Annotated in this window: 16 protein-coding genes; 8 read left to right on the top strand and 8 right to left on the bottom strand. The window is 57.8% G+C overall.

The annotated features are described in order from the left end of the window. The first annotated feature begins 25 nt into the window (after positions 1 to 25). Genes K8I84_RS07320 through K8I84_RS07335 form a run of 4 tightly spaced genes read left to right on the top strand, consistent with a single transcriptional unit; the run spans position 26 to position 3,963 of the window. Positions 26 to 1,324 (top strand): NCS2 family permease, encoded by a 1,299-nt coding sequence (locus K8I84_RS07320; protein ID WP_223794085.1) that lies wholly within the window; start codon positions 26 to 28, stop codon positions 1,322 to 1,324. A 30-nt stretch (positions 1,325 to 1,354) separates the two neighbouring features. After that, entirely contained in the window at positions 1,355 to 1,897 is a 543-nt protein-coding gene (locus K8I84_RS07325; RefSeq protein ID WP_223794086.1) for an adenine phosphoribosyltransferase, read from the top strand. A 24-nt stretch (positions 1,898 to 1,921) separates the two neighbouring features. Further along, positions 1,922 to 2,584: a fumarylacetoacetate hydrolase family protein gene (locus K8I84_RS07330; RefSeq protein ID WP_223794087.1), complete on the top strand. Its 663-nt coding sequence runs from the start codon at positions 1,922 to 1,924 to the stop codon at positions 2,582 to 2,584. Between the two features lie 47 nt (positions 2,585 to 2,631). After that, positions 2,632 to 3,963 (top strand): ABC1 kinase family protein, encoded by a 1,332-nt coding sequence (locus K8I84_RS07335; RefSeq protein ID WP_223794088.1) that lies wholly within the window; start codon positions 2,632 to 2,634, stop codon positions 3,961 to 3,963. Between the two features lie 24 nt (positions 3,964 to 3,987). Here K8I84_RS07335 and K8I84_RS07340 read toward each other — a convergent pair whose 3' ends face one another. Together K8I84_RS07340 and K8I84_RS07345 are read right to left on the bottom strand one after the other, a co-directional pair. Beyond that, on the bottom strand, positions 3,988 to 4,662 hold the full coding sequence (locus tag K8I84_RS07340; RefSeq protein ID WP_223794089.1) for an SIR2 family NAD-dependent protein deacylase: 675 nt from the start codon (positions 4,660 to 4,662) through the stop codon (positions 3,988 to 3,990). After that, positions 4,662 to 6,065 (bottom strand): FAD-binding oxidoreductase, encoded by a 1,404-nt coding sequence (locus K8I84_RS07345; RefSeq protein ID WP_223794090.1) that lies wholly within the window; start codon positions 6,063 to 6,065, stop codon positions 4,662 to 4,664. Before K8I84_RS07345 ends, K8I84_RS07340 begins: the two co-directional genes overlap by 1 nt. Positions 6,066 to 6,245: 180 nt before the next feature. Between K8I84_RS07345 and serA the strand changes: the two genes are divergently transcribed. Together serA and K8I84_RS07355 are read left to right on the top strand one after the other, a co-directional pair. Next, a complete protein-coding gene (serA, locus tag K8I84_RS07350) occupies positions 6,246 to 7,475 on the top strand; it encodes a phosphoglycerate dehydrogenase (protein ID WP_223794091.1) in 1,230 nt (409 codons plus the stop codon). A gap of 200 nt (positions 7,476 to 7,675) precedes the next feature. Beyond that, positions 7,676 to 7,957: a hypothetical protein gene (locus tag K8I84_RS07355; RefSeq protein WP_223794092.1), complete on the top strand. Its 282-nt coding sequence runs from the start codon at positions 7,676 to 7,678 to the stop codon at positions 7,955 to 7,957. A 90-nt stretch (positions 7,958 to 8,047) separates the two neighbouring features. Here the strand turns inward: K8I84_RS07355 and K8I84_RS07360 are convergent, their stop codons facing one another. Beyond that, on the bottom strand, positions 8,048 to 8,704 hold the full coding sequence (locus K8I84_RS07360) for an OmpA family protein (protein ID WP_223794093.1): 657 nt from the start codon (positions 8,702 to 8,704) through the stop codon (positions 8,048 to 8,050). Between the two features lie 20 nt (positions 8,705 to 8,724). Further along, complete coding sequence (locus K8I84_RS07365) at positions 8,725 to 9,753, bottom strand: alpha/beta hydrolase (protein ID WP_223794094.1); 1,029 nt, start codon at positions 9,751 to 9,753, stop codon at positions 8,725 to 8,727. A gap of 117 nt (positions 9,754 to 9,870) precedes the next feature. Here K8I84_RS07365 and K8I84_RS07370 point away from each other — a divergent pair, with 117 nt between their 5' ends. Next, positions 9,871 to 10,725: an alpha/beta hydrolase gene (locus tag K8I84_RS07370; protein WP_223794095.1), complete on the top strand. Its 855-nt coding sequence runs from the start codon at positions 9,871 to 9,873 to the stop codon at positions 10,723 to 10,725. Here K8I84_RS07370 and K8I84_RS07375 read toward each other — a convergent pair. Then, positions 10,703 to 10,978, bottom strand: coding sequence for a GIY-YIG nuclease family protein (locus K8I84_RS07375; protein WP_223794096.1), 276 nt, complete (start codon positions 10,976 to 10,978; stop codon positions 10,703 to 10,705). The genes K8I84_RS07370 and K8I84_RS07375 overlap by 23 nt on opposite strands. Then, complete coding sequence (locus K8I84_RS07380) at positions 10,968 to 11,876, bottom strand: DMT family transporter (protein WP_223794097.1); 909 nt, start codon at positions 11,874 to 11,876, stop codon at positions 10,968 to 10,970. The genes K8I84_RS07375 and K8I84_RS07380 overlap by 11 nt, the downstream gene beginning before the upstream one ends. A gap of 105 nt (positions 11,877 to 11,981) precedes the next feature. On the opposite strand from K8I84_RS07380, the gene dctP reads away from it, so the two are divergent. After that, complete coding sequence (gene dctP, locus K8I84_RS07385; protein WP_223794098.1) at positions 11,982 to 13,079, top strand: TRAP transporter substrate-binding protein DctP; 1,098 nt, start codon at positions 11,982 to 11,984, stop codon at positions 13,077 to 13,079. On the opposite strand, the gene K8I84_RS07390 is transcribed toward dctP, so the two are convergent. Then, positions 13,056 to 13,856: a mechanosensitive ion channel family protein gene (locus tag K8I84_RS07390; protein WP_223794099.1), complete on the bottom strand. Its 801-nt coding sequence runs from the start codon at positions 13,854 to 13,856 to the stop codon at positions 13,056 to 13,058. The two genes, dctP and K8I84_RS07390, sit on opposite strands and share 24 nt — an antisense overlap. 12 nt (positions 13,857 to 13,868) lie before the next feature. Next, the gene (locus tag K8I84_RS07395) at positions 13,869 to 15,125 is read right to left on the bottom strand and encodes a hypothetical protein (protein WP_223794100.1); all 1,257 of its coding nucleotides are present in this window, start codon (positions 15,123 to 15,125) and stop codon (positions 13,869 to 13,871) included. Between the last annotated feature and the right edge of the window lie 26 nt (positions 15,126 to 15,151).

Consider the following 15,151-nt stretch of genomic DNA (forward strand, 5'->3'; position numbering starts at 1 on the left):
CAATCCCAAGAGGCAGACACCCGTCATGCTTGAACGACTGTTCCAACTTCAGGCCCACGGCACTGATATTCGCAAAGAAGTGATCGCGGGCATCACCACCTTCCTGACCATGGCCTACATCATCGTGGTCAACCCGAGCATCCTGTCCGCCACCGGCATGGATTTCGGTGCCGTATTCGTGGCGACCTGTATCGCAGCCGCCATCGGCACCCTGATCATGGGCCTCTGGGCCAATTACCCGATTGCCCTGGCACCGGGCATGGGCCTGAATGCGTTTTTCTCGTTCACTGTGGTTGGCAGTATGGGCTACAGCTGGCAGGTGGCACTGGGTGCGGTATTCCTGTCTGGCTTGATCTTCTTCCTGCTGAGCATCTTCAAGGTCCGTGAGTGGATCATTAACAGCATCCCCATGTCCCTTCGCTTCGGCATCTCCGCCGGTATCGGTTTCTTCCTGGCGCTGATTGCCCTGAAGAACGCCGGTATCGTGGTTGATCATCCAGCTACCCTGGTGGGCCTGGGCGACATCAAAGTGGCTGAGAGCCTGCTGTTCTTCGGTGGCTTCGTACTGATCTGCGCGCTGTCGTTCCGCCAGATCACCGGTGCCGTCATGATCGGTATCATCGCGGTCACTGCCATTGCCATGATGCTCGGCATGGTGGAGTACAACGGATTCATGTCTGCTCCGCCGAGCCTGGCTCCGACCTTCATGGAACTGGACATTGCCGGTGCCCTGAACGTGGGCATGATCAGCGTTGTCTTTGCCTTCCTGTTTGTTGACCTGTTCGACACCTCCGGCACCCTGATTGGCGCAGCCCAGCGCGGCGGCCTGCTGGACAAAGACGGCAAACTGCCCCGCCTTGGCCGTGCCCTGATGTCAGACTCTGTCGCCACCATGTCTGGTGCCGCACTGGGTACGTCCACAACTACCAGTTACATTGAGTCTACCGCCGGTATCTCCGCCGGTGGCCGCACGGGATTAACGGCCGTGGTGGTTGCGGTGCTCTTCCTGGCGTGCCTGCTGCTGTCACCGATTGCCAGCATCATTCCGGCCTACGCTACCGCCCCCGCTTTGCTCTACGTTGCCGTGCTGATGACCGGTGGCCTTAAGCTCGTGGACTGGGATGACATCACGGATGCCGCGCCTGCGGTGGTGACCGCCCTGATGATGCCGCTGACCTTCTCCATCGCCAACGGCATCGCCTTCGGGTTTATCACCTACGCTATTGTGAAGGCGCTCAGCGGTCGCTGGTCCGACCTGAACCCGAGTGTCGTGATTATTGCCATTGTCTTTGTGCTGAAATTCATTTTCCTGGGCGGGGAATAAACCCCGTCCATTGAGTTAACCGGATCTGTCATGGACTATTTTTCGGAAAGCATTAAACAAGCCATCCGGACCGTTCCGGACTGGCCCAAACCCGGTGTTGCCTTTCGTGACATCACCACGGTTTTGCAGGACAAGACGGCATTCCGCAAGCTGATCGACGCCTTCGTCCACCGCTACCACGGCCAGAAAATCGATGCCGTCGCAGCGGTCGACGCCCGGGGCTTCATCATCGGCTCTGCCCTGGCCTATGAGCTGAATGCGTCTCTGGTTCTGGTCCGCAAGAAAGGCAAGCTGCCTTTCGACACCCTGGTGGAAGACTACGAACTTGAATACGGCACCGCCTCTGTCGAACTGCACAAGGATGCCTTCAAGTCCGGCGACAAAGTGGTCCTGGTGGATGACCTGATCGCCACCGGCGGCACCATGCTGGCAGCCACCCGGCTGATTCGCCGGATCGGCGCCGAAATCGTCGAAGTGGCTGCCATGATCGACCTGCCAGACCTCGGCGGCTCCAGCAAGCTTCAGGAAGAGGGACTTCAGGTATACACTGTCTGTTCATTTGAAGGGGAATAATTCCGGAACACACAGGAGGCGGCCATGCAGGATTATCAACACCACTGGAAGGATGGAACCCCGCTCCATCTGCCACTGGGTAAAATCGTCTGCATCGGCCGCAACTATGCCGAGCATGCCCGGGAGCTGAACAACCCCATCCCCGATGAACCGCTGCTGTTCATCAAACCCGCCACCGCGGCGGTTTACATTACCCGGCCCCTGGCCATCCCCCGCAACCAGGGCGAGGTTCATTACGAATCCGAACTGGCCGTGCTGATTGGTCGCCCGCTGACCAACGCATCCGAGAGTGAAGCGAAAGCCGCGATCCTGGGTTACGGACTCGCACTGGATCTGACACTTCGTGATCTGCAAAGTCAGCTGAAAGAAAAGGGCCATCCCTGGGAACGGGCCAAGAGTTTTGACGGCGCCTGCCCACTGTCTCCGTTCGTCGCTGCAGAAAAGTTTTCCAAAGACCACTTCACCTTCACCCTGGACATTGACCAGGAACTTCGGCAACGGGGCGACACCCGCGACATGCTGATGCCCATCCTGCCGCTGATAGCCCATATCAGCAGCCAGTTCTCACTGATGCCGGGCGATGTGGTGCTGACCGGCACGCCGAAGGGCGTGGGCCCCCTGGCCGAGGGGCAAACCCTGTCACTGGAATTGGACGATGTGCTGTTCGTTGAAACCAAAGTGGTTTAACGTCACACGCAGGTGATTCCTTTTTCAGCGGAAGACGTACATCAGGTATGGCAAAGAAACCCGTTACATCCCGCCGCGGACGCTTTTTAAAACTCGCCGGCATGACGGCCTCCGTGGCCGGACAGTATGCCGGACAACGTGCCCGCAAGGTCTTCCGGAAGGACGACGACGAGGCCGCCCGCAGCCAGAATTACACCCGGATGGCAGACCAGATTGCCGACACCCTGGGCGAACTCAAGGGCGCGGTGATGAAAGTCGGGCAGATTGCTTCACAGACTCAGGACTTCCTGCCCAAGGAGTTTTCAGACGCGCTGCAAAGACTTCAGAAGGAAGCCCCTCCGATGCCGTTTTCGGTCATCCAGAGGCAGATTGAGTCCGAACTGGGACAGCCCATCTCACAACTATTCGAATACCTGCAGGAAAAACCCTACGCCGCGGCCTCCATTGGCCAGGTGCATCGGGCCCGACTGCACGATGGCACCGACGTGATCGTGAAAGTGCAGTATCCGGGGGTGGACGAATCCTGCGATTCCGACCTCAAACAGCTGCGTATGGCCCTTAAGCTGGGCGGGCTGCTGAAAATGCCCAAGGAAACGGTGGACCAGCTCTTCGGCGAGATTCGGGAACGCCTGAAAGAGGAGTTGGACTACCTGAACGAGGCCAACAACCTCAAGCTGTTTCGCAAATTCCACGACAAGGACGAGTGGGTTCTGATTCCCGGCGTGATCGACAGCCACTCAACCAAACGCGTGCTGACCCTGGAGCTGGTGGAGGGCGACCACATCAACGAGGTCACACAGGATCGCTACGACCAGGACACCATCAACCTGATCGGCCACCGTATTTTCCGCACCATGGCCGACCAGCTGTTCAAGTTCCAGTGTATTCACGGCGATCCCCACGCCGGCAACTTTGCCTATCGGCCTGATGGCACCATCATCATGTATGACTTCGGCTGCGTGAAAAAGCTGAAGCCGGAGATTGTCGAGGCCTACCGTAACGTCCTGGTGTCCGCGCTGGATGAGGATTATCAGGCCGTCGACCGCTACCTGATCGACCTGGGCGCTCGCGTCAAGAGCCAGCCGGCGGTGGATGCGGCTTACTACGCCATGTGGCGCGACATCCTGATCGTGCCCTTTGACCAGCCCGAACCCTACGACTTTGCCGAATCCGACCTGCATACCCACGTGGCGTCCAAAACCAGTACGGTGTTCAAGTACCTGGACTATTTCAAGCCACCGGTGGAAAGCATCTTCATCGACCGCATGATTGCCGGGCATTACTGGATACTGAAGCGTCTTGGGGTTCAGGCGGCGTTCCGCTCCGATCTGGAACAGTATCTGGCCCCCGCCGGAGAGTCTGCGGATACTGTGCCCTGATTCGGGAACGTCTCTACCCTTGCATTACAGGGACTGAACCCACTCGGCGACGCCTTCGCAGGCACCCTTGCGGATAACACGAGCACGGGACACGGAAGCCGGCGCACCCGGATCAATCACGGTGATGGGAACACCATCGCCCACCTCGTACACCAATCCTGCCGCCGGATAGACCTGAAGCGACGTCCCGACAATGAGCAGGTGATCCGCGGTGCGAACCACCTCCGCGGCTTCTTCAAGCATCGGAACCTCTTCCCCGAACCAGACAATGTGCGGACGAAGCTGGGCGCCCCGTTCACAGGTATCACCCGGTTCAATGTCCCGGTAGCCGATATCGTAAACCAGACCTGGGTCTCGGGTACTGCGGGCCTTGGTCAGCTCCCCATGCAGGTGGATCACCTGGCTGGAACCCCCGCGCTCGTGAAGGTCATCCACGTTCTGGGTCACCACCGTCACGCGATAGGTGTTTTCAAGCTCGGCCAGCAGTTGGTGGGCCTGATTGGGCTGGGCGGACTGGAGCTGGCGACGGCGCTCGTTATAAAAAAGCAGCACCAGCTCCTGATTGCGGGCAAAGGCCTCGGGTGTGGCCACATCGTAGATACTGTGCTGCTCCCACAACCCACCGTTATCACGGAAGGTGGAAAGACCGCTTTCGGCACTGATGCCAGCACCAGTCAGTACGACGATGTGATCCGGCATCAGTCGAAGATCTTGCCGGGGTTCATAATACCGTTCGGATCGAACACCTGCTTGATGCTCCTCAGGTAGGCAATTTCCGTCTCGCTTCGCGTGTACTGCAGGTAGGGCTTTTTGGTCATGCCAACACCGTGCTCGGCGGACACACTGCCCTGGTAAAGTTCAACAATCTCGAACACCCACTTGTTCACCTGTTGGCACTTCTCGAAGAAGTCTTCGTTGGCCATGTCTTCGGGCTTGAGGATGTTCAGGTGCAGGTTGCCGTCGCCAATGTGTCCGAACCAGATGATCTCGAAATCCGGGTAATGGGTGGTGACGACGTCCTCAATTTCCTGCAGGAACCCGGGCACCTTGGACACCATCACGGAAATGTCGTTCTTGTAGGGCGTCCGTGGCGCAATGGACTCGGAAATACCCTCACGCAGCTGCCACAGGTTCTGGGCCTGGGTTTCGCTCTGGCTGATCACACCATCGAGCACCCAGCCGTTTTCCATGCACTGCTCGAACAGTTCCATGGCGTCGTCCATCACCTGATCGGACACCGCTTCGAACTCCAGCAAGGCATAGTAAGGCGCTTCGGTTTCAAACGGCGCCTGCACCTGCCCATGGGCCAGCACGTGCCCCATCGCCTGATGGGAGAAGAACTCGTAGGCCGTCAGGTCGATCTTCTTCTGGAACGTCTGCAGCACGTCCATAGTGTTGGTCAGGTCGTTCAGGCCGAGCACCAGCACGGTCAAATTATCCGGCTTCCGGGACAGCTTCATGGTCGCTTCGGTAATAAAGCCGAGCGTGCCTTCGGCACCGATAAACAGGTGGCGCAGGTCGTAGCCGGTGTTGTTCTTTTCCAGATCCTTGTTCAGATCCAGAATGTCACCCTTTCCAGTGACCACCTTCAGGCCCGCCACCCAGTCGCGGCTCATGCCATAACGGATCACCTTGATACCACCGGCGTTGGTGGACAGGTTCCCCCCTAGCTGGCTGGAGCCAGCCGAGGCGAAATCCACCGGATAGTAGAGGTCGTTCTCTTCGGCAAAGTTCTGCAGCTGCTCGGTAACAACCCCGGCCTGACACCGAACCACCCGATCGCTGGCGTTGAAATCCAGAATCTGGTTCATGTTGTCGAAGGCCACAACCACTTCGCCATTGGCGGCCACAGCACCGGCACTCAGGCCAGTCCGGCCACCGGAAGGCACCAGAGCCACCTGATTCTCGTTGGCAAATTTCACCAGTGCCTGCACCTGTTCCGTGGTTTTCGGCAGTACGATCGCAAGGGGTTTGGGCGGGTAGATCTTGGTCCAGTCCTTGCCGTAGTTCTCAAGATCGGCCGGATCGGTCAGCACCTTGCCCGGGGCATCGCCGGCGGCCATCAACTCTTTCAGGGAAGCAATAACTTGATCGGAATTCATTTGAGCATCAGTCTCTTAGCATGGTGCTGCCCGCCTGCAAACAATCGTTTAAAACAAGCCGATCAGCACACTGTGAAAACTTGCGTTTATGGTATCATACCGCCCCTGTTCTGTGAGCCAGCCCTTGCGTAAAGCTGGTAACAGGCCGTTTCACGTGACGAAAGGTTCGGAAGCATTTCTATGTCAAATACGTCTCTCGAAAAGAGCAAGATCCGGATTCTGCTGCTGGAAGGCGTGCATCAATCTGCGATTGATACCCTGAACGCTGCGGGTTACACCAACATCGAGTATCTGACTCACTCGCTGGCCGAAGAGGACCTGATTGAGAAGGTTGCCGATGCGCACTTCATTGGTATCCGGTCCCGTACCCAGCTGACTGAAAGAGTATTTGATGCCGCGAGCAAACTCGTCGCGGTGGGATGCTTCTGTATCGGCACCAACCAGGTTGACCTGCAGGCGGCCACCCGCCGCGGAATTGCGGTGTTCAACGCACCTTTCTCCAACACCCGGAGCGTTGCCGAGCTGGTTCTGGCCCAGGCTATTCTGCTGCTGCGCGGCGTTCCTGAGAAAAGTGCCAAGGCTCACCGTGGCGAGTGGCTGAAGTCTGCCAAGAACAGCTACGAAATCCGCGGCAAGAAGCTGGGCATCATCGGCTACGGCAACATTGGCACCCAGTTCAGCGTCCTCGCCGAAAGCCTGGGCATGGACGTGTACTTCTACGACGTGGTTTCCAAGCTGCCGATCGGCAATGCCACCCAGGTTGGCACCCTGCAGGAACTGCTGAACATTGCCGACGTGGTGAGCCTGCACGTGCCGGAAACACCGTCAACCAAGTACATGTTCAAGGCCGAGCAGTTTGCCCAGATGAAGCCCGGTTCCATTCTGATGAACGCCTCCCGAGGCACCGTGGTGGACATTGACGCGCTGGCTGAGGCACTGGGTAGCGGCAAACTGTTGGGTGCAGCCATCGACGTGTTCCCGGTCGAGCCGAAGTCCAACGACGAAGAATTCATCTCTCCGCTGCGGGAATTCGACAATGTTATCCTGACGCCACACGTGGGTGGCTCTACCATCGAAGCCCAGGAAAACATTGGCCGTGAAGTGGCAGAGAAACTGGCCATGTACAGCGACAACGGCACCTCCGTGTCTTCCGTGAACTTCCCGGAAGTGGCCTTGCCGTCCCACGCGAACCAGCACCGCCTGCTGCACATCCACGAGAACGTGCCGGGCGTGCTGTCCGAGATCAACCAGGTGTTCTCCGAAAACGACATCAACATCTGTGGCCAATACCTGCAGACCAACGAGAATGTGGGCTATGTGGTGATTGATGTGGACAAGGAGTACAGCGAACTGGCGCTGGACAAACTTCGCCACGTCAAGGGCACCATTCGCTGCCGGGTACTGTTCTAAGGCCTCACAGCAAGTCAAAAAAACCGGAGACACATCTCCGGTTTTTTATTGCCTGAAAAGCAGATTTTATACCTGCCCCGCCACTATCCGGTTACAAAACGTTCACCCCGCCGACCTTGATCTGTCATCGCGCGAACCCACTCTCTTACTGAGGCCGCTCCCACATTCCCATCCCGGCGGCCTGGATGACAGGAGGTTCTATGTCTCTGAAGGATTCGCTGATACAGAAACTGGAAACCCAGACAGAGCGCTGGAGTAAAGAAGTCGAAAGCCTGCGTGCCGATGCGGAGAAAAAGAAAGCATCTGCCCAGGATGAACAGGCTGAGGCGGAAATACAGAAAGAATTATCTGAGAAAATCCAGGGCGTTGAAGATCAGATCGCAACAGCGCGCTCGAAACTGGATGAACTAAAAGGCGCCAGCGAAAGCCAGCTGGAAAGCCTTAAGCAGCGCATAGAAAGCTGGCTGCCCGGCAGCAAATAATCAGTAAAACAGCCAGTACGGGACAAAAGAAAAGGCACCGCGGCCAAAGCTGTGGTGCCTTTTCTGAAACTCACTGACTGCGGATGCCGCTTACTGCATCGGTACCAGCGTCAGCTCTACCCGACGGTTCTGCTCACGACCGGCCGGGGTATCGTTAGAAGCAACGGGGTAACGCTCGCCGTAGCCAACCGCACGAGTGCGCTGCGGCTGAATACCGCGGTTCATCAGGAAGTCGCGCACGGAGGATGCACGACGCTCACTCAGCAGCTGGTTGTAGCTCTGGGAGCCGGAGCTGTCGGTATGGCCCGCGATCTGGATGCTGGTCTTGTCGAACTCCTGCAGAACGAGGCCAACGGAGTCCAGTGTGTCCACGAAGGACGGCTTGATGGAGGATTCGTTCAGATCGAAGGTGATGTTGCCCGGCATGATCAGTTCAATCTGATCGCCATTACGCACAACCCGCACACCGGAGCCTTCCAGCTTGCGGCGCAGTTCCGCTTCCTGCTTGTCCATGTAGTAACCGATGCCGCCACCGATGGCCGCACCACCGGCTGCGCCAATCAGCGCACCCTTACCACGATCGCTCTTGCTGGAGGTTGCCGCACCAATGGCTGCACCACCCAACGCACCAATAATACTGCCTGTTGTTGCGCTGGAGGTTTTCTCTTCACCGGTGTAAGGGTCGTAAGTCATACACCCACTCAACCCCAACGTCGCAACCGCAAATGCAAGAACCGTTTTTTTCACAGCAATCTCCTCTGAAATGTTTAAGCCCGACCCGATGCCGCTTCCGCCCTGGCGGTCGTTTCGCAAACAAAGGTGTCGATAATTGTATTGAAAACCGTTGACTGTAAATCCTGGGCTTCATTCACTAGATGATGACGCCCATCGCGGATTCTCAGTTCCTCAACCGCAGCAAATTTATTCCGGACGATGCGAAGGTTGTGCTGCCAATCCACCGTCAGGTCCTTTTCGCCCTGAATCACCGTTACCGGGAAATTTACCGGTCGCGCCGACTCAATCTTTGGAATCCATAGTCGCAACGCGCTGACCCAATCCACATGGACCGCGCGGGCCTGAAGCGGATCATGCTCCCGAAGAAACTTCAGGAACCGTGAGTTTCCGCTGTTGGTTGAGAACGCCCGCCGCCAACGCGTAATGAACGGCTTCATCACGCTGTGCAACACCTTGGCCCCCAACCACCCCATCGGTCTAACCAGAGGTGCCAGCAACACCACCTTTTTGAACGCCGAGGTCTCTTCCGTGTGATTATTGGACAGCAGGTAGTCAATCAGGATGGCGCCTCCGGTACTTTGCCCGACGGCAAACCAGGGCCCTGGCACTTTGTCCTGTACCTGCCCAAGAACCTTCATCAGAACGTCCTGATATTCAGCGAAGCTACCGATTGCCGCCGGCGTCCCGCTGGACAGTCCATGTCCGGGCTGGTCGTAGGCCAGAACATTCAAGCCCGCCCCAAGACAACGCTCGATCAACTGGCTGTAGAGGCCTACATGGTCGAAGTATCCATGGAAAATGAAAACCGTTCCCCGTGTGGGAGACGATTCCGGCAACCGGTAGTGATGAACCATGACCTGATGGGGCCCGGCCTCCACGTATCCCTGGCAGTAACTGACGTCCGGGTGTTCCACCCACAGATCCAGCCCGTAAAAACGGCAGTAAGCGATCATTTCATCGCTCAACACGTCCGCCACGCCCGGCTCGAAGGGCTCGAGCCTTTCGAGCAAGGACCCTCGGTCCCAATCCGGAATTTCTATGGTATCTGTTTTCCAGTACACGTAGAGTTAAACGCCTGTCATGATTGTTTATTCGCTTACCTAATGACAATCCTAACGTATAGCGAGGGTAGAACACAGATGTTGCAATACCTTCTTGAGACCGGCCTACGTCATACCATGAACCGACTTGTAAGGCCCATCCTTCACCCATCGTTGCCGGTGAATCTGCAGCGGACGCTGGTGGCTCAGGCTTTCCGCAGCTCCACGCCGCCGCGGGGCTGCAGCTTCACCGAGGAAACCCTTGGCGGTATGCCCATTACACGGGCTAATTGTGGCGGCAATAATAAAGGTGTCATTCTGTACCTGCACGGTGGGGGCTTTATCTTTGGCTCTCCCACGACTCATCGCGGCATTATCGGCCATCTAGCAAAAACCAGTGGCTGTCAGGTGATTGCTCCGGATTACCGGCTGGCACCGGAGCATCCGTTCCCGGCGGCGCTGGAAGACGCCGAGGCCGTCTACCAGGCGCTGCTTGATGATGGTGTCCAAGCCAGTCAGATTGCCCTTGCCGGAGATTCCGCCGGTGGCGGACTGTGTCTTTCCCTGGCCCTGAAGCTGCGGGACGGGAAACGGCCCCTGCCCTCTTCCATCACAGTCTTTTCCCCCCTTGTAGACCTGACCCACGAGCAGATGCACGTGCCGGAAACCGAACCCGTCCTGCAGGTTCGCTGGCTTGAGCGAAACGCCCACTACTATGGCGGACAGGAGCCACTGACCAATCCACTGATTTCACCGATCTTCGGCGACCTGAGCGGGCTTCCGCCACTACTGATTCAGGTAGGCAGTGAGGAAGTCCTGCTAAACGATTCAGAACGGCTGGCCAACAAGGCAAAGCGACAGGATGTCCAAACCACTCTGGAAGTGTTCAACAGCCTCTGGCACGTGTTCCAGTTCCACGCGGGCCAGCTGGCCCGGGCCAAAGCCGCCCTGCAGGGTGCAGGTGCCCACATCAAACGTCATCTGGCAGGGTAAGCTCGCCCCGGACCAGCGCTTCCTTTCTGGCCTTGGGCCATTGCTTGATGTGCCACTCCAGGCGGGAGGCTCGGCTCCGGTCCCCCGCCTCCGCCTGAAAGACCAGCTTTAACGGGCCCTTGCCGCGCAGGCTCCGTGCTCCTTTGGTTCCTGACTCATGCTCTGCCAGCCGACGCGCCACATCGGTGGTAATGCCGGTATACAGTGTGCCCTTGCCGGTGCGGACGATGTAAACACTCCACTCAGGACTCATGGACCAACCGCTGTTTCTGTGCGGACACCTTCCTTTGCTGAAGCCAGAGCCCACCCATAATCATCACCAGCCCGATGTACGTTGAGGGCAAAATCTCCTCGCCCAGGATGAAGTAGATAAACACCAGGGACAGAAACGGCGAAATAAAAATCAGGTTACTGACTTTGGAAGTATTCTCTGCCTTTTTCATTGCATAGGACCAGAGCACGAACGCGACGCCCATTTCAAAAACGCCGACGTAAACCGCAGCGCCCACCGAAGCCATCGGATGGAACTGAATGCCCTCTGTTAACCCACAAATAAGGGCGATAACGGGCAAGGCAAAGAGGAAATTCAGAAACAGACCGACCACCGGATCCCGCTGATCACGCGTCGCGAGGATCCAGTAGGACGCCCAGATCACGGTGCTGCCCAGCGCGAGCCCCACACCAAACGGGTTGGAAAAGCTTAGCGACGTCACCGCGCCCCGGGTGGCAATCACCACCACGCCGGCATAGCAGATGAGCCCCGCCACAATGTCGACGCGACGAAGCTTGTGCCCCAGAAATGGCACAGAAAGATACGTCAGCACCAGCGCCCAGGTGTAGTTGAGTGGCTGCGCTTCCTGGGCAGGCAATCGGTCAAACGCAGCAAACAGCACAAGATAGTACAGACAGGGGTTGATCAGCCCCATTCCGAACGACTGGAGGTACTGACGCTTCCGAAGTTTGAAAACCAGATGCCAACGGCCCTGTACCAGCAGTATGACGCCCAACACCAGCACCGACGATGCGCAGGCAATCAACAGCAACTGAACTGGCGCCAGATCCATCAACGCCAACTTGAACGCGGTCGCCACAGTCGACCACAACAACACCGTCCCAAGCCCGAACAGCATGGCCTGCTTCTGGTTGGTCATACAGTCTCCAAAACTCCTTCGGGCAGCATTATCCTGCCCTAATATGTTAGGTTAGCGCTCCCTTTCACTCACCCAGGCATTCGCCCAGATACCGGAGACCGGGACATGCGCCCTCTGGCACTTTGCTTATCGCTGCTCACCACCGTGATGCTGATCATCGCTGGCTGTTCTGAGAGCCAGGAACCATCAACCAGCGATGCCAACCCTGATGCAACTCCAGATGAGTACCCGGTAACCTGGCGCTTCGCGCTGGAAGAGATCGAGGGCAGTGTACAGCATGCCTATGCCAAGGCGTTAAAGGAGTTGGTCGAGACCCGCTCCGATGGCCGGGTCGAACTGGAGATATTCCCCTATGGTTCCCTTGGGACGTCCACCCAGCTGACGGAACTGGTACGTAACGGCTCGGTGAACCTCGCCTTCGCATCCCCGGGCCACCTGGCCAACCGAATTCCCGAAGTCGGAGTCTTCAACCTCCACTACCTGTTCCCGGACGACGAAAAGGCCATACGCAATCTGCTGACCAGCCCGGAACTGGTTACCCGGTTCGAGCCCGCCTACGAGAAGCGGAACCTGAAACTGCTGTCCTTCGTTCCCGAGGGCTGGATGGCATGGACCGCCAACAAGCCACTAAAATCGCCTGCCGATTTCCAGGGCATGCGCTTCCGGACCATGACCTCAGACCTGGCTGCGGAATCCTTCCGGGTGTACGGGGCTGAACCAAAACAGACACCGTTCTCGCAGGTCTACAACGATCTTCAGCTGCGCAAGACCGATGGCCAGACAAACCCGATCTTTGCCATTGAGGAAATGAATTTCTATGAGGTGCAGAGCACTCTGACACTGGGCCGGCCTGCCCAGTTCATCTCATCGGTGGTGACCAACCCGGAATGGTTGGCCTCACTTCCCGACAACCAGAAAGCCTTGCTTGAGGTGGCACTGCAAGACGTAGCCGTTATTGCATGGAATACCCAGAGGGAGCTGAACCAGTCACGCCTGGAACGGATGCTCGAAGCAACGCAAATCAAGGTGGTTCGACTCACCGATGAGGAACGTGCGGCCTTCGCAGAAGCGAGCCGCCCCGCTCGCCAGGCCTACATGGACTCCGCCGGCACGTTCGGAATGGAACTTCTGGATTGGCTGACCCAAAGCGGTAATACCTTCGAAAGCCACTCGGCGGCTTCATCCACCCGTAACGGGAGCTGACACGAAGCCGACGCCCGCCTCCGCCAGCACATCGGCGCCTCTGGCAGTCAGGTCGCTGATGTAACGGAACTGTTCCTGGGGTTCCAGCGGGTAGGCCTTCAGCCGGTAGAGCATTCCCCAGGGTTCGTTCTGCACTACCACCACGACCGGTTGCCAGGTTCGGGTGTACGGACTGGTGAAGGCTACGTCCCTGAGCAAATTCAGTACCTGCCGGACATCGTGGTTGGGTTCCAGATGGAACTTGGCCACGCACATCAGGTTGTCGGTACCGCCATTACCGTTAGCCAGCAGGGCATTCCAGAGCTTGTTGTGAGGAACCACCACCACCGAGTCATCCGGCGTGACTATCTCCGCCGCCCGGGCACCGATCGAGCGAACCTCGCCATAGTGGTCATCCACCTGAATCCAGTCACCCGGCCGGTAAGGCATCTCATACAGGATGACAATCCCGGCAAGCAGGCTGTTCACGTAATCCTTGAAGGCGAACCCCAGCACCAGCCCCAGCGCACCAAACATGGCGACCATGTTTTCGAAGGACGGCTCAATCAGGATGGGTACCACAATAATAATGGTTGCGACGATCACCAGCAGCCGAATCAGGGGCACCGAAGCCAAAAGATACAACCTCGGCTTACCACTCAGCCTGCCAGCCAGCGCCGGCAAAAGCTTCCGGGTCAGAATTATGATCGCAATCGCGACCATTACGACGACCAGTGCTTCCCCCAACGCCTGGGAACTAATCGTAGAGACGACCTCTTTCAGACCAAGATCTTCCATGCCAGTACCCCCTCAGAAACGATCCACGGGAAAACCCCAGCTGAGCAGATGACGCCGGGTGTTCGGGTAGGCCAGATCGGTCACATGCCAGCGGTTACCAGCATCGCTGTAGTGAATAATGTCGGCCCGCTTCAGAAGCGCCAGCGCATTCGCGGTGTCCTTTCTGGAAATACCCGCCACCAGGAACAGTGACTCCTCATCAAGTCCGTCGTGCAACAACAACGCGTGAAGAACAAACCCAATCGCACGGTCTTTGCTGGACGGCATGGCTGGCAGACTCAGCTTGTCCAGAGGAACCACCCAACAACAGCGTGAGCGGGACGATTCGGATTCGCCTGAATCCTCGGCGCCCTCTTCCGGGGCAGCCCGAAGGGCAGAGCGCCAGAGCGCCAAAGCAACCCCGTGATTGCCCCGGGAGGCAGCGGCCAGATCGCTCAGGAAACTGCTGCGCCTGATTTTATTGCCATCGAGCCGACCGCGCGCCGGCAGCACATAGAGGCCGTCGTGAGCCATACGAGCGACCAACGGGCCCGAACCTTCGTCGCCGGGCAAATACTCCAGCCATTGCCCAAGGTAGTCTGAATTAAGCGGCGCCGGGGTACAGGGTGCCGATGGCATATCCGGAACATAACTGGCCCAGAACTGCCAGCACCAACTCGAACAGCCTACAACCCCTTGCCCTGCCTTGCCGTCCGATATCCGGCGAAACAGCTCGCGAACTAGCGCCAGTCCGCGCATGTGCCGAAGCCAGAAGTCCGCCAGTTCCGGAATTACCCAGGGGCGGGACAGGTCCTGCTCATTCCACCACTGGGCAGCGTCCTCATCACTCATCAACAAGCTTTTGGGTGGCGCTATTATCCATTCGCTTCCATCGCCCTGGCCCTGCCCAATCGTCTTCCAGGAACACCGGACCAGCGCCTCGCGCATGCCTGAAAACGGTGGCGCCACAAGGAAAGAGACATCCTGCGGATTGGGAAGCTCACGCCTGCGCTGTTGAAGCTCATCGGCCAGCGTGGCCGCAAGAACGGAAAAATCGGGATCGGGAGCGATCAATTGGCGCTGCCGGGCAGACAGTTCAGGCAGGTCATCCAGACTCTGGAAAGGTTGATCTTTGCGAGACACTCCCTCTTTCAGCTGGACCGATATATGCCGCACCGCGTCCTTTACGGAGCGCCGGACCGACAACTCCGGAAACTCCCACTCATCCATAGGAATCAAGCCACCAGGCAAGCACGGGGTTTCGGGGGTTGAATCGTGCGTTTCGGTCAAGCGAACGACTCCTCAGTTGTCAGGTG

Origin of the sequence: Marinobacter sp. F4216 (assembly GCF_019931195.1) — a bacterium.
Classification (GTDB): Bacteria; Pseudomonadota; Gammaproteobacteria; order Pseudomonadales; family Oleiphilaceae; genus Marinobacter; species Marinobacter suaedae.

Excerpts from the sequence above, each read along its gene's own strand:
- K8I84_RS07320 (WP_223794085.1), top strand. The coding sequence starts at position 26 with ATGCTTGAACGACTGTTCCAACTTCAGGCCCACGGCACTGATATTCGC.
- K8I84_RS07325 (WP_223794086.1), top strand. The coding sequence starts at position 1,355 with ATGGACTATTTTTCGGAAAGCATTAAACAAGCCATCCGGACCGTTCCG.
- K8I84_RS07330 (WP_223794087.1), top strand. The coding sequence starts at position 1,922 with ATGCAGGATTATCAACACCACTGGAAGGATGGAACCCCGCTCCATCTG.
- K8I84_RS07335 (WP_223794088.1), top strand. The coding sequence starts at position 2,632 with ATGGCAAAGAAACCCGTTACATCCCGCCGCGGACGCTTTTTAAAACTC.
- K8I84_RS07340 (WP_223794089.1), bottom strand. The coding sequence starts at position 4,662 with ATGCCGGATCACATCGTCGTACTGACTGGTGCTGGCATCAGTGCCGAA.
- K8I84_RS07345 (WP_223794090.1), bottom strand. The coding sequence starts at position 6,065 with ATGAATTCCGATCAAGTTATTGCTTCCCTGAAAGAGTTGATGGCCGCC.
- serA (WP_223794091.1), top strand. The coding sequence starts at position 6,246 with ATGTCAAATACGTCTCTCGAAAAGAGCAAGATCCGGATTCTGCTGCTG.
- K8I84_RS07355 (WP_223794092.1), top strand. The coding sequence starts at position 7,676 with ATGTCTCTGAAGGATTCGCTGATACAGAAACTGGAAACCCAGACAGAG.
- K8I84_RS07370 (WP_223794095.1), top strand. The coding sequence starts at position 9,871 with ATGAACCGACTTGTAAGGCCCATCCTTCACCCATCGTTGCCGGTGAAT.
- K8I84_RS07375 (WP_223794096.1), bottom strand. The coding sequence starts at position 10,978 with ATGAGTCCTGAGTGGAGTGTTTACATCGTCCGCACCGGCAAGGGCACA.
- K8I84_RS07380 (WP_223794097.1), bottom strand. The coding sequence starts at position 11,876 with ATGACCAACCAGAAGCAGGCCATGCTGTTCGGGCTTGGGACGGTGTTG.
- dctP (WP_223794098.1), top strand. The coding sequence starts at position 11,982 with ATGCGCCCTCTGGCACTTTGCTTATCGCTGCTCACCACCGTGATGCTG.
- K8I84_RS07390 (WP_223794099.1), bottom strand. The coding sequence starts at position 13,856 with ATGGAAGATCTTGGTCTGAAAGAGGTCGTCTCTACGATTAGTTCCCAG.